12 protein-coding genes are annotated in these 13,727 nt (G+C 41.1%); 2 read left to right on the top strand and 10 right to left on the bottom strand.

Annotation, left to right across the window (positions count from 1 at the left end):
- Positions 1-5: 5 nt before the first annotated feature.
- Positions 6-3,575, bottom strand: coding sequence for a chromosome segregation protein SMC (smc, locus tag QNI29_RS09820; protein ID WP_231416315.1), 3,570 nt, complete (start codon positions 3,573-3,575; stop codon positions 6-8).
- A gap of 136 nt (positions 3,576-3,711) precedes the next feature.
- Between smc and QNI29_RS09815 the strand changes: the two genes are divergently transcribed.
- On the top strand, positions 3,712-3,942 hold the full coding sequence (locus QNI29_RS09815) for a DUF1128 domain-containing protein (protein WP_231416314.1): 231 nt from the start codon (positions 3,712-3,714) through the stop codon (positions 3,940-3,942).
- Positions 3,943-4,026: 84 nt separating this feature from the next.
- Here the strand turns inward: QNI29_RS09815 and rnc are convergent, their stop codons facing one another.
- The 9 genes from rnc to sdaAB all read right to left on the bottom strand — a co-directional run bounded on the left by rnc (position 4,027) and on the right by sdaAB (position 12,085).
- Positions 4,027-4,716 carry a ribonuclease III gene (gene rnc / locus QNI29_RS09810; protein WP_231416313.1) on the bottom strand — a complete coding sequence of 230 codons (690 nt, stop codon included), beginning with the start codon at positions 4,714-4,716 and terminating at the stop codon, positions 4,027-4,029.
- An 80-nt stretch (positions 4,717-4,796) separates the two neighbouring features.
- Positions 4,797-5,027 carry an acyl carrier protein gene (acpP, locus tag QNI29_RS09805; protein WP_036778618.1) on the bottom strand — a complete coding sequence of 77 codons (231 nt, stop codon included), beginning with the start codon at positions 5,025-5,027 and terminating at the stop codon, positions 4,797-4,799.
- An 88-nt stretch (positions 5,028-5,115) separates the two neighbouring features.
- The gene (fabG, locus tag QNI29_RS09800) at positions 5,116-5,856 is read right to left on the bottom strand and encodes a 3-oxoacyl-[acyl-carrier-protein] reductase (protein WP_231416312.1); all 741 of its coding nucleotides are present in this window, start codon (positions 5,854-5,856) and stop codon (positions 5,116-5,118) included.
- 3 nt (positions 5,857-5,859) lie between these two features.
- On the bottom strand, positions 5,860-6,801 hold the full coding sequence (gene fabD, locus QNI29_RS09795; RefSeq protein WP_231416311.1) for an ACP S-malonyltransferase: 942 nt from the start codon (positions 6,799-6,801) through the stop codon (positions 5,860-5,862).
- Entirely contained in the window at positions 6,798-7,808 is a 1,011-nt protein-coding gene (gene plsX, locus QNI29_RS09790; RefSeq protein ID WP_231416310.1) for a phosphate acyltransferase PlsX, read from the bottom strand. Before plsX ends, fabD begins: the two co-directional genes overlap by 4 nt.
- 2 nt (positions 7,809-7,810) lie before the next feature.
- Positions 7,811-8,386, bottom strand: coding sequence for a transcription factor FapR (fapR, locus tag QNI29_RS09785; RefSeq protein ID WP_231416309.1), 576 nt, complete (start codon positions 8,384-8,386; stop codon positions 7,811-7,813).
- Between the two features lie 78 nt (positions 8,387-8,464).
- Positions 8,465-10,510 carry an ATP-dependent DNA helicase RecG gene (gene recG / locus QNI29_RS09780; RefSeq protein ID WP_370635418.1) on the bottom strand — a complete coding sequence of 682 codons (2,046 nt, stop codon included), beginning with the start codon at positions 10,508-10,510 and terminating at the stop codon, positions 8,465-8,467.
- Positions 10,507-11,394 carry an L-serine ammonia-lyase, iron-sulfur-dependent, subunit alpha gene (sdaAA, locus tag QNI29_RS09775; RefSeq protein WP_231417553.1) on the bottom strand — a complete coding sequence of 296 codons (888 nt, stop codon included), beginning with the start codon at positions 11,392-11,394 and terminating at the stop codon, positions 10,507-10,509. Before sdaAA ends, recG begins: the two co-directional genes overlap by 4 nt.
- Positions 11,395-11,422: 28 nt before the next feature.
- Positions 11,423-12,085 carry an L-serine ammonia-lyase, iron-sulfur-dependent subunit beta gene (gene sdaAB / locus QNI29_RS09770; RefSeq protein ID WP_231416308.1) on the bottom strand — a complete coding sequence of 221 codons (663 nt, stop codon included), beginning with the start codon at positions 12,083-12,085 and terminating at the stop codon, positions 11,423-11,425.
- A 233-nt stretch (positions 12,086-12,318) separates the two neighbouring features.
- On the opposite strand from sdaAB, the gene QNI29_RS09765 reads away from it, so the two are divergent.
- The gene (locus tag QNI29_RS09765; RefSeq protein ID WP_231416307.1) at positions 12,319-13,596 is read left to right on the top strand and encodes an NCS2 family permease; all 1,278 of its coding nucleotides are present in this window, start codon (positions 12,319-12,321) and stop codon (positions 13,594-13,596) included.
- The last annotated feature ends 131 nt before the right edge of the window (positions 13,597-13,727 follow it).

Below are 13,727 nucleotides of genomic sequence, written 5' to 3'. Positions count from 1 at the left end.
CCTTTCTACGATCGCTGAATTAGTTCCTTTGTCTCTTCTAAACGAACGGAAACAAGCTTAGATACTCCCGATTCTTGCATGGTCACTCCATACAACACATCTGATTCTTCCATTGTTCCTTTACGGTGAGTGATGACAATAAACTGCGTTTTAGCACTAAAACGCTTAAGGTATTGAGCAAACCGAGTAACATTGGCTTCATCAAGTGCTGCCTCTACCTCATCTAGCACACAGAACGGGACAGGGCGTACTTGTAAAATCGCAAATAATAACGCAATAGCCGTAAGAGCTCGCTCTCCACCTGATAATAGGCCTAAATGCTGCAATTTCTTACCTGGTGGCTGAGCTACAATTTCAATTCCTGTCTCTAAAATATTTTCAGGGTCCGTCATACGAAGATCTGCACGACCTCCACCAAATAGATCTTTGAAAACATGGGTAAACTCTTCACGGATTTGCACAAAGGTACTCTCAAACCGGCGCTCCATCTCACCGTCCATTTCATAGATAACTTCATAGAGCGTTTCTTTAGCCTCAAGTAAATCTGCTTGTTGATCGGTCAAGAATGTATGACGTTCCTTAATACGGTCATATTCTTCAATTGCTCCGATATTAACTGTACCAAGCTCGTCAATAGCTAAACGAATTAGTTTCACTTGGCGTTTTGTCGCTTCAATGTCCTCAACTTCCGGATAGGTTGATTTTGCCTTCTCATAAGAAAGCATATATTCAGTCCGGAGGTGATCAATTCGGTTTTCAAGCTCTACGTCCAAGCGATTGGCTTTGACTTCTTTGTCTTGAATATCTTGTACCAGAGATTGGTGGATGCGTTTATTTTCTTTAAGTTCGAGTTCTGTATCATGAATCGCGTCAGATCGATTACCTCGCTCTTCACGTTTCGTTTGGATTTGTTCTGATTTTTCTTCTTTTTGCTGCCGTTTTGATTCGATTTGTACGTCAATCTCTTCTTCTGTCTCTTTAGAATCAGCAATGTCTTTTAAGTGATCCAGCTGAGATTGCTGCTCTTTTAGTGAGGTTTGAACGTCTTTCAACTGAGCAAGAAGGTCTTCGGTTTTCTCTTGTTGATTTCTTACCTGAGCTTGCTGTTCTGCATATTCAATCTGTAATTGGTTTAAGTCTTGTTGTAATTGATCATAGCTTGCCTTTTGGGTGGTTTGCTGTTCAGTTAACTGATCAATTTCTTTTTGAATGCGAACAAGCTTCTCTTCAATTTCCTCTAACTCATTGGTTAAGTGTTTGTTCCGTTCATGGAGGGAAGTGCGATCATCGTCGAATTGAGCCTTATCTTGATCGTAAAGAGAAAGCTGGTCATTCAAATTCTGTTCTTGTAATTCAACCTCACGTAAACGCCCCTGACTTGCTTGCTCTTCCATTCTTGAAGACTCAAGTTGCTTTTCTAGCGTTGTACGCTTTTCTTTCTTCTCTTGAATTTGATTCTTGAGATCCATAACGGCTCGTTCATACCCAGCACTTCTATGTTCAAATTGTGTGAGCTTTTCTTTTAAATCTTGAAGTTCCTGATCTCTTGTGAACAAGGACTGGTTGTTCTTTTTTTGAGCACCACCTGTCATAGACCCGCCTGGATTCACCACGTCACCTTCAAGAGTTACGACTCGAAAGCGGCGTCCTGTTGCCTTTGCAATTTCATTCGCATCTTTTAAGGTTTCAGCTATAATGACATGTCCCATCAAATGCTGAATAGCTTTAGCATAGACATCGTTATAGGTAACTAGTTCAGAAGCCACACCTACATAACCACTTAAACCTTTTAGCATACCCAGTTTTTCGTTAGGAATAAATTTAGCTTGGATCGTTGGCAAAGGAAGAAATGTTGCGCGTCCTTTATTGTTTTGCTTCAACCAGTTGATGGTTTTACGCGCACTAGCCTCATCTTCCATTACAATATGCTGCGCTTGACCTCCAAGTGTCGTTTCAATAGCAGTAACATAATCTTTAGGGATGTCTATTAATTCAGCAACTGCGCCTTTCACACCTTTTAGTTCTCCAGATTCACGTGCTTTTAAAACTTCTTTTACTCCCTGGAAGAATCCTGCAAAGTCTTCTTTCAGATCCTCAAGCATTTCTTTCTTTGAGCGTAACTTTTCCAGGTGCTGATAACCTTGATAAAGTTTAGACTGCTTTTCCTGATACTCTTTTTCTTCACGCTCGAGTTCTTTTTTGAGTTGTTTTAAGCTTTCTTCTTGTTCGCTTCTCTTAGAGGAAAGGGAGTCTCGTTCTTGTTGCAACGTACCCTTTTGCTTCTGAAGCGCATCACGTTCATCAACAAGGTTCTTAAACTTACCTTCTAAGCGTGTTGTTTTGACATCATGCTGTTCCAACTGCTGAGTAATGGATTGTCGTTCATTACGTTTAGCTGCTTGTTGATTAAGTTGTTCAATATAATCACTCTTCAAGCTTTCAATTTTATCTTCCTGATTTCCATCTAATTGAGCTAGTTGTTGTCTCACATGATTAAGTTTATCTTTTGTTGTATTGGCTTCTTGTGTGAAACGATCTAATTTCGACTGTTCTTCACTATGTTGATGGTGTAATGTATCCACACGTTCTGAAAGCCTTGTAACATCCTCTTCAAGTTTGGAACGATTCTCCGTATAATGCTTCTGGCGTTCACTAAAGAGTTCTTTCTTTCCTTCTAAATTTTCTAGTTCTTGCGTTAATGTAAGAAGGGATTCCTGAAGCTTTTCTATACTTTGATCAATCTCCTGCACCTTAGCCCTTTCTTCTTCCACATTAGCTTCTTGTGTTGTAGTAAGGGCACGAAGTTCCTTCTCACGAGCTTTCTGAGTTTCTAAATCTTGCAAGAGTGCTTCCCAATCAGAATGAATGGATTCAATCTCGGCAACCATTAGGGAGACCTCGTGATTCTCAAGTTCTTCTTTCTTTTCTAGATAATCTTTGGCAATCGCAGCCTGTTCCTTAAGGGGCTCTAATTGTCCTTCAATTTCATATATAATGTCTTCTACACGATTTAAGTTTTCTTGGGTCTCAGCTAACTTATATTCAGCTTTTTGTTTTCGTTTCTTGTACTTCAGAACTCCAGCTGCTTCTTCGAAAATCGCCCGTCGTTCTTCAGCCTTAGAACTTAAGATCTCTTCAACCTTCCCTTGTGAGATAATAGAGAAAGCTTCACGACCAAGTCCAGAATCCATAAACAAGTCAATAATATCTTTCAAGCGGCAAGACTGTTTATTGATAAGAAATTCACTTTCACCAGAACGATACACTCTTCTAGTGACAGACACTTCCTGATAATCAAGCGGAAGTGTTTGATCTTCATTATCTAGCGTTAAAGTAACTTCTGCAAAATTAAGCGGTTTACGGGAATCACTACCCTGAAAAATAATATCCTCCATTTTAGAACCACGAAGGGATCTGGCTGATTGCTCACCCAATACCCAACGTATTGCATCTGTGATATTACTTTTCCCGCTTCCGTTCGGACCTACTACTGATGTGACGCCTGGCACAAAATCGACAGTGATCCGTTCGGCAAACGATTTAAATCCTACTGTATCTAAACGTTTGAGGAACATGTTGATTTCCTCCTATGTAAAACTATTTTTTGTATTTCTGCGATGAATAATTTCAATTTCAACTCATTTATTTTATCATAAACTATATGGTGTTAGAAGAAAGCATTCTAGTAATGACCAAAGAGGAGAGATTTTTATGGATTTAAGTAACCCGACAAATGAAAATTTAGTGTTTATGATTAACACATTAGCTGAACAACTTCAGGTAGTGAACCGAGGTTTAATGGACCCAGAGGACTACGATATTCAGCATTATGATGATATTAAAGATATGTACGACATGGTCCAAATGAAAAAAGGCCAACTAAGCGTATCCGAACTCCAAGCTGTCGTAGGTGAACTAGGTAAATACCGGGTAAAAGCATAATGTGTAGACAAGCCTTTTAAGAAGGCTTGTCTTTTTTATTCTCTCCTATAAAAAAGCTGCCAGCAATAGCCGACAGCTTCTTGATCAAACCTCTATATCGAAAGCACTGAGCGCTTCCTTTGCAGCATTTTGTTCCGCTTCTTTCTTCGTTCGCCCTATACCAATACCTGAGCGATCACCTTGGATGAACACATGTGCAATAAACTCACGATTATGAGCAGGACCTCTTTCTTCCACAATCTCATACTCTATGATGCCATTACGTTCTCTTTGGACAACTTCTTGCAATTGGCTTTTATAATCCATCGCATGCGAAAAAGCACCTTTATGAATTTTAGGATAGACAAATTCTTCAAGAAATCGAATAACAGTCTGGAAGCCTTGATCCAAATAAATAGCTCCAATAAACGCTTCAAATACGTCTGCTAGAAGTGCAGGACGCTCGCGACCACCTGTCATCTCTTCTCCTTTGCCTAAGAAGATCAGGTCACTGAAATGTAAATCATTTGCGAAACGAACGAGTGATGCTTCACAAACAATTGAAGCGCGATATTTCGTTAATTCGCCTTCAGTCATCTCTGGATGTTTACGGTATAGATATTGTGATATTGCTAATTCTAGTACCGCATCCCCTAAAAATTCTAATCGTTCATTGTCGTCATATTCTCGGGTGCGATGCTCATTCACATAAGATGAATGGGTGAAAGCCTGTTCTAGTAACTTTTTACTTTGAAAGCTTATCCCTATCTTATCTTGAAACTTCGTAAAATCCACTGTCTCATGCCACCTATTCTTATTATTAGAATTACATACAGAGAAAGTCTCGCATCTTGCGAGACTTTCTAACTCTATTGTTATTTGCTGTTTATGTAATTCACAGCATCGCCTACTGTCTCAATTTTCTCTGCATCTTCATCAGAGATCTCCATGTCGAACTCATCTTCAAGTTCCATAACAAGCTCAACCACATCTAGTGAGTCTGCTTCTAGGTCATCTTTAAAGGAAGCTTCCATGGTTACTTTTGAGTCGTCTACATCTAGACGTTCAACAACTATGCCTTTTACTCGTTCAAATACATCTGCCATCGTTGTTCACCTCCCTTCAGTAATTATAGAAGATTTTGCTTTAAAATACTAGGTCATGACACAATTTTATTTGAGGATCTTAATAAATTTACATAACCATTCCGCCATCTACATGAAGGGTTTGACCTGTCATATAATTGGCATCATCAGAGGCTAAGAAACGAACTACTTTTGCAATATCCTCACCTTGACCCAAACGAGCCAATGGAATCATGGATTGCATACTTCCTACTTGATCGTCCGTGAGCTCATCTGTCATATCCGTTTCAATAAAACCAGGTGCTACTGCGTTCACAAGGATGTTGCGGGCAGCCAATTCTTTAGCTGATGTCTTTGTCAATCCAATAACCCCAGCTTTTGCCGCTACATAATTAGCCTGACCTGGATTTCCACTCACACCTACAACAGAAGCGATGTTTATGATTTTACCACCTTTTTGCTTCATCATCGGTCGTGTAACGGCCTTAGTAGTCAGAAATACACCTTTAAGATTTGTATCAATAACCTGATCGAATTCTTCTTCTTTCATACGCATAAGAAGGTTATCCCGGGTGATTCCAGCGTTATTCACTAAAATATCAATACGACCATACGTTTCGGTAACCTGTTTTACCATCGCTTTAACTTCTTCTTCAGAAGAAACATTCGCTTGAATTTTAATACCCTCAGCTCCAAGTGAGGTAATCTCATCAACTACATCCTGAGCTTTTTGTTCACTTCCTGCATAGTTCACGGCTACTTTCGCACCCTTTCGTGCTAGTTCTAAAGCTATAGCACGTCCAATTCCGCGAGATGCACCCGTTACAAGAGCCACTTTTCCCTCAAGCATATGTTAGTCCTCCTTATACCATTCCAGAAAAGCCTCCAGGCTTTCTGGGTCTTGAATATTAAATGTTTTCATTCGTCGGTTCACCTTACGGATTAAACCGCTTAGAACTTTTCCATTCCCTACTTCTACAAATGCATCAATTTCTTGGTCCATCATGTATTGAATAGTTTCTTCAAACCGAACCGGAGAATAGAGCTGTTCAACGAGTAAATTAAAAATCTTTTCCTGATCTTGTACGGGCTGGGCTGTAACATTTGCTACGACTGGAATTGTCGCATCTTGTAAGGAAGCATGGCCGAGCTCTTTAGAAAACTGTTCACTAGCCGGTTTCATTAAACGTGAATGGAAAGGTCCACTTACGTTTAATGGTAACGCACGCTTTGCTCCTTCTTCTTTCAAGCGTTCACATGCCTTATCAACGCCCTCTTTAGAGCCAGAGATGACAATTTGACCTGGGCAGTTATAGTTAGCAACCTCTACAACCTCTCCTTGATCACGAATTTCAGTTGTCACTCGTTCAATTGCCTCTACATCTAAACCGAGAACAGCGGCCATCGATCCTTGTCCTGCTGGTACAGCTTGTTCCATAAGCTGCCCTCTTTTTTGAACTAATGTTAGAGCTTCCTCTTGAGACATTGTTCCTGCTGCAACGTGAGCGCTATACTCTCCTAAACTGTGTCCTGCAACAAGTTCTGCCTGTACTCCTTTGTCTTCTAAGAGCTTGACAATGGCTGTACTTAGTAATAAAAGAGCAGGTTGAGCATTTTCAGTTTTCGTTAATGTTTCATCCGGACCCTCTAGCATGTATTGGCTAAGGGGCACTCCTAGACGCTTATCCGCTTGGTAGAATTGCTCTCTTACACTTTCATATTGATCATAGAACGCCTTTCCCATACCAACTTCTTGAGAACCTTGTCCCGGAAAGACAAAAGCTATTCTTTTCATTGATCATCACCCTTATCCCAGTCCATATTCTGGACCGTTTCTTGTATTGATTGATTCACACGATTTTCTACCATATGGCAAGCTTGCTTAGTTGCATTAAAGACAGCTCTCGCGTCTGAAGAACCGTGGGCTTTGATAACGGGCGCGGCTAAGCCAAATAACCCAGCACCACCATATTCGGAATAATCGAGTTTACTCTTTAAGCCTCTTAAGTCTTCTTTGGCTAGTCCGGCAGCAAGTTTTGTCTTCCAATTTGACATAAAGGTATCTTTAATCATGGCAAACATCGACATAGCTGTGCCTTCAATGGTCTTCAATGTGACATTACCCGTGAAACCATCTGCTACCACCACATCAGCAACACCATTTAATAAATCACGAGCCTCTACATTCCCGACGAAATGTATCGGTGCGTCTTTTAATTGGGCAAAGGCTTTCTTAACCAAATCATTTCCTTTCCCGTCTTCTGTTCCAACATTTAAAAGGCCGACCCTAGGAGAAGTAATGCCTCTGACCTGTTCAGCATATACAGAGCCCATAACGGCATACTGAACAAGGTGATTAGGTTTTGCGTCAACGTTTGCTCCTACATCAAGAAGTAAAAATCCTTTACCGTCTACAGTAGGGAGGGTTGGGCTTAACGCTGGTCGGTCAATTCCTTTAATTCGACCAACTACGAATAGTCCGGCACTCATTAAAGCACCTGTATTACCAGCAGATACACAAGCATCCGCCCTTCCTTCTTTTACTTCCTTGGCCATTAGTACCATCGAGGCGTTCTTCTTACGCCTTACAGCACGAACAGGTTCATCCTCTGAAGTAATCATTTCGTCAGTATGTACAACCTTAATAGACGGATGGTCTTCGTTCATGAACGAACGAATCTTTCCCTCGTTGCCAAACAAGGTAATTTCAAGATTGTCTATATGGTTAACAGCTTCTATTGCTCCAAGCACGATTTCTTTAGGAGCATGGTCTCCTCCCATTGCATCAATCGCTAATTTCATGGTTAGACCTCTCCTTTTTCGTCATTTGAACGGTACATAACAAAAACGCCTGAAAAAACGGTTTCCTGGTCGACTACACTTTCAACCTCAACGATTGTTCGACCTTTGTCATCGTTCCCTTTTACCAGGGCTTTGGCTACAACGCGTTCGCCTTGTTTTACCTGTCTTGTAAAGCGAATTTCAGATTTAGCTGTTAAAGCGAGTTCATCATTAATGACTGCAACAGCTAAAGAGTTCGCCTGTGCAAATAAATGGTGTCCTCTTGCAATTCGATTACGCGAGAACACATGTTCATCTCTTATATCTAATATCGAAATGGCTTTCTGGTCAAGCTCTAAGTCAACCACTTCTCCAATAACTTCTTCTAACGGTAGTGCCCTAACCGTTTCATTCCATTGGTAAGTTGCAACGGATTTTATTCGTTCACGAAGTTCAGGAATTGAAAGCTCCATACGATCTAAACGAATCGTCTGGATACTCACCCCATATTTCTTGGCTAATTCCTCATCTGTAATGAACGGAGTTTGCTCTATTGTTTCCTTAAGGCGCTGTTGACGCTCTCTTTTCGACAACTTCATCTCTATACACCGTCCAATTATGACTAGGTACTAATAGTAATATATAATACCTCCCTATCTTATGCAAGGGTTGTTTCATTAATCCAACACTTCGCCTTTTAAAATGGGGTCATTCATTAAAATATCAAACAACGGCTTTAGAGAAGGGTCCTCTTTAAAGTGATCTTCTTCTATCATTTTCTGAGCATCTTGCCTTGCTGTTTCTAACGCGCGGTAATCATGAACCATATCGGCCACTTTAAACTCAGGCACGCCACTTTGCTTTCTCCCAAAGAAGTCTCCAGGCCCTCTAAGTTTTAAATCATGCTCAGACAGTTCAAATCCATTCGTGGTTTCACACATGATCCTCATCCGTTCTTTCCCGACATCCCCTTTTGGATCAGCAAGCAGGATGCAATAACTCTGATGGCTCCCACGGCCAACTCGCCCTCTAAGCTGGTGCAGCTGCGATAATCCAAACCGATCAGCATCATAGATAAGCATAACCGTAGCGTTGGGAACGTTCACACCTACCTCAACTACTGTTGTGGAAACGAGAACTTGGACCTCGTTATTCGCATATTGCTTCATCACATCTTCTTTTTCTTCAGCTGTTAGGCGTCCATGCATGAGCCCCACACGAACGGTAGATGGGAAATATGCTGTTAACTGATGATATAGATCCACGGCATTTTGTATATCAAGCTTGTCCGATTCCTCAATTAAAGGACTAATGACGTAGGCTTGGCGTCCTTCGTCCACCTCTTTTTGAATAAAGGTTAGCACGCGGTCAAGCATTTGGTCTTTCACCCAATACGTCTCTACCGCTTTCCGCCCGGCTGGCATTTCATCAATTACGGAAACATCCATATCTCCAAAGGCTGTAATCGCAAGTGTTCGAGGGATCGGTGTAGCTGTCATAAATAGTACGTCAGGCATTAATCCTTTGTCTCTCAACGTCCTACGCTGCTCCACTCCGAAGCGATGCTGTTCATCAATAATCGCAAGTCCAAGGTCACTAAAGACGACTTCTTCTTGAATTAAAGCGTGGGTCCCTATAATAATGTCTGCTTCATGATTTGCAATTTGTGCAACGATTTCTCTACGTCGTTTCCCCTTCACACTACCGGTAAGCAGGACAACATTGGCTTGATCACCAAACAATTCTTGAAGTGATTCGTGATGCTGTTCAGCCAGGATTTCTGTCGGGACCATAAGAGAACCTTGTTTCCCAGAGGTTATTGTTGCATATAAAGCAATAGCTGCTACAGCTGTTTTACCAGACCCAACATCCCCTTGTAATAATCGATTCATTCGATAAGGCGAACTCATATCTTTCAAAATTTCTTTAAGGCTTTTAGATTGTGCTCCTGTTAGCTTAAATGGCAAATCATTCGTAAATTCGGCGACTTTTTCCTTATCAAAGGCTTGAGCATTGCCCGTTGTAGCTTCCCGTTTGATTTTCCTTAAAAGTTGCATTTTCAATTGGAATAACAAAAATTCCTCATATATAAATCGACGTTTTGCATGTTTTAACATGACCCGGCTTTCAGGAAAGTGCATGCCGTTTAAGGCCTGAGCACGTTCTGGTAACTTATAAGCCTCAAGGTACGACGAAGGTAAGATCTCATCTATGTACGAGCCATATTGATCAACAGCTGTTTTCATCCATTTTTTAAAAGTCGGCATTTTCATATTCCCTTTTAATGAATAAACAGGCTGAATGGGTGTATTTGATTTGGCTCTTCCTTTGTAATACTGACTCACTGTTATTTGCAAGCGATGTTGGTCCCACTTTCCCGTAACCGTAACTGTATCACCAGGCTGGAGCTGTTTCTTAGCAAATGCACGATTAAACATGACGGCTTTTACTGCAAACTGCTCTACTTGTAACGTAATTGTTAAGCGTGATTTCTTCTTTCCAAAAAAGGTAAGGGAAGGTTCTCCTACAACCTCCCCTTCAATCGTAGCTTTTTCATCGTGTACAAGTTCGGTTAACGGCTTTACCTCGTGAACATCATAACGAAAAGGAAAATAAAACAGGAAATCTTCAATTGTGAAGATTCCCATTTCATTTAACGTTTCTCCTGTCTTTTCTCCCACACCCGACAATTGTAAAACCGATTGTTGTAACACTTGCCTCACTCACTTTTTAAGTTTATTCCATATACCTTAGCTTCTAATTCACGTCCAGTAGGTGTAGCTGCTAAACCACCTTGAGCCGTTTCTCTAAGAGCTACAGGCATTGTTTGACCAATCTTATACATCGCATCAATAACTTCATCACAAGGTATGCGACTAGTTACCCCTGCTAATGCCATATCTGCAGCAACAACTGCGTTTGAAGCACCCATAGCATTACGTTTCACACATGGGACCTCAACAAGACCCGCAACAGGATCACACACTAACCCTAGCATATTCTTAAGGGTAATCGCCATTGCCTCAGCCGATTGAGCAGGTGTTCCTCCTGCCATTTCAACAATGGCAGCCGCCGCCATGCCCGCAGCAGAACCAACTTCAGCCTGGCAACCACCTGCAGCGCCTGAAATGGATGCGTTATTGGCTACAACAAACCCAAAAGCCCCGGATGTAAATAGGTACCTGACCATTTGTTCACGCGTCGGCTTTAATTGATTTTTCACAGCAAAAAGAGTACCCGGTACGCAGCCGGCACTTCCGGCTGTTGGTGTTGCACAGATTGTCCCCATCGCCGCATTCACTTCATTCGTAGCAACAGCTTTACTCACGGCATCCATAAGCAGATTCCCAGAAAGCGGGGTATGATTTTGTATATAGTTTTGAATCAGCACGGCATCTCCACCTGTAAGGCCAGAATGAGATCGTACTCCTTTTAACCCTTCTTCCACAGCATCTTCCATAACTTTCAGATTCTCTTCCATTTGCCCAAAGACTTCTTCCCGGGAACGTTCACGTACAGCCATTTCCTGCTGAATCATAAGTTCTGAGATCGAAACCCCTTCACTTTCACATCTTTCAATTAACTCCGCTACATTTCGAAATAAAATTTTCACTACCAATTCCTCCTCTTATCTATTAATCAACGACTTTCGCTACCTGTAAGATATGGTCACAACTCTCAAGCTCTCTTAAGAGATCATCGCTCACATTCTGGTCGACTTCTATAACCATTAGCGCTTCTTTCCCCATTTCTTTCCTTGACACTTCCATATGCCCAATATTAATTTCATGTTTAGCAAGGGTCTGGGTAACAGAAGCAATAGAGCCAAAGCGATCATTATGCATAACCAAAATAGCGGGATGGTTACCAGAGAGTCTTAATTCAAAGCCATTTAATTCTGTTATTTCCGCTTTCCCTCCACCAATGGAGATTCCGACTAACTCAAGGTCTCCTTGCTCATCACCAATTCGAACCCGAGCCGTATTAGGGTGGTCTGTATGAGCATCTTCTACTTCAAAACGCACCTTAATCCCCTTTTCTTTCGCAAGATCGAGAGATGTACTAATTCGAGTATCCCACGTTTCAAAATCAAGTACTCCCCCAACTATGGCCACGTCTGTTCCATGGCCTTTATACGTTTTTGCGAAAGAACCATACAAATGAACGGTCACCCATTTGGGCTCACGACCAAACAATGTTCGAGCCACTCTTCCAATACGAGCAGCTCCAGCAGTGTGGGAACTTGAAGGGCCTATCATAACAGGCCCAATAATATCAAAAACGGATTTAAACTTCATTTGTACCACCATCCTATCATTCATTTTTTATTTATAAGTTTTACACCTAGAGATGTAAGCGCATTCAATACTTGAGAGATTTTGAGATCAGACGATTCTATTATAACAAAAATAAACGCGTTCGAGTATGAAGAGTAGTTGATAAAATAAACAGACTTCCCTATAATTATAATTTGTGGATTATGTACGTCATAATCGGGTGGGAGAGGGCAATTTCATATTGAGGGGTTTACATGAAACAACAAAACCCTGGATTACAAGAAGCAAAAACATCCTTAAAAACCGAGATGATGGCAGGTCTTATTGGCTATTTAACTACCGTTTATATAGTAGCTGTTAACGGTTCGATCCTAAGTGAAGCGGGTATCAGTTATCAAGCCGGTATGATCGCGACTATTTTAGCCAGCTTTGTAGGTTGCTTAATCATTGGATTCTTTGCGAATGCACCGATGATTCTCATTCCTGGAATGGGAGTAAATGCTTTATTCGCTTATTCCATTGTCCAAGGTGGTGGACTTTCTTTCCAAGAAGGTTTAGGCGTCGTACTTGTTTCATCCGTCCTTTTCATCATAATTGCGCTAACGAAGCTTGGTTCATGGCTCCAAGAGGCCATACCAGATTCTTTAAAACACGCGATTACAGTCGGTTTAGGCTTATTTTTGACGTTTATCGGTTTAGAAAAAGGCGGTTTGATTACACAAGGCGAACATTCTTTGATCGAATTAGGTCATTTCACTTCCCCAACCGTGCTAGTTAGTTTGCTAACTCTAGCAGCAGGGATTTTCCTTTTCATTAAAAATGTTCCCGGCCATTTTCTGTTAACAATGGGATTTGGAACCGCACTAGCCTATTTCTTCGGAATTTTAGATGGAGGCACAACGAGCATTGTATGGGACGCAGAATGGATGTTCCTCCCATCATTTTCAGCTATTGATGAACTCGCTTTTTGGTTAGGTGTCTTTCCACTAACGATCGTTCTTGTATTTGAAAATATGGGACTTATCAATGGACAGCTTTCCATGGCCGGGGATATGAGCAAGTTCAAACGCTCATTTCAATCAACGGCTTTCTCGGCATTTACATGCGCTTTCTTTGGAACTTCCCCAACAGTTTCTTCAGCAGAAAGCGCCGCAACGATTGCATCAAATGGCCGAACTGGTAAAGCAGCCATCACAACAGGTCTATTGTTTTTGCTTACCCTTGGACTAATCCCGTTTATATCATGGATTCCTTCCATGGCCATTAGCCCTATTTTAATTATTGTAGGTGCACTAATGGTTCAAAACGTCCGTCATATTGCCTTCGATGATTTAACAGAAGCCATGCCTGCCTTTTTAATCATTGTGATGATTCCGTTTACGAATAGCATCGCAGATGGAATGGCATTTGGCTTTATCGCTTACCCTATCGTTAAAATGGCAAGCGGACAAAGAAATAAGGTTACTCTTCCTGTAGTTATTATTGCAGGTATGTTCTTAACCGAATTTATTATTAAAGCATTAGGGTTATAAATAAGCCTTCTGAATGCAAATAAAGAGCATTGAACCCCTTTTCGGTTCAATGCTCTTTTAATTTTTAGGTTCTGTTATATTAGTGTTGTTATTTTATAGGATTGTTCAATACCCAAAGCTGAGATATTTAA

This window comes from Pontibacillus chungwhensis, from assembly GCF_030166655.1.
Taxonomy (GTDB): Bacteria; Bacillota; Bacilli; order Bacillales; family BH030062; genus Pontibacillus.
Note: the sequence above shows the minus strand (reverse complement) of the source record. Positions and strands in the feature narration are given on the sequence as shown.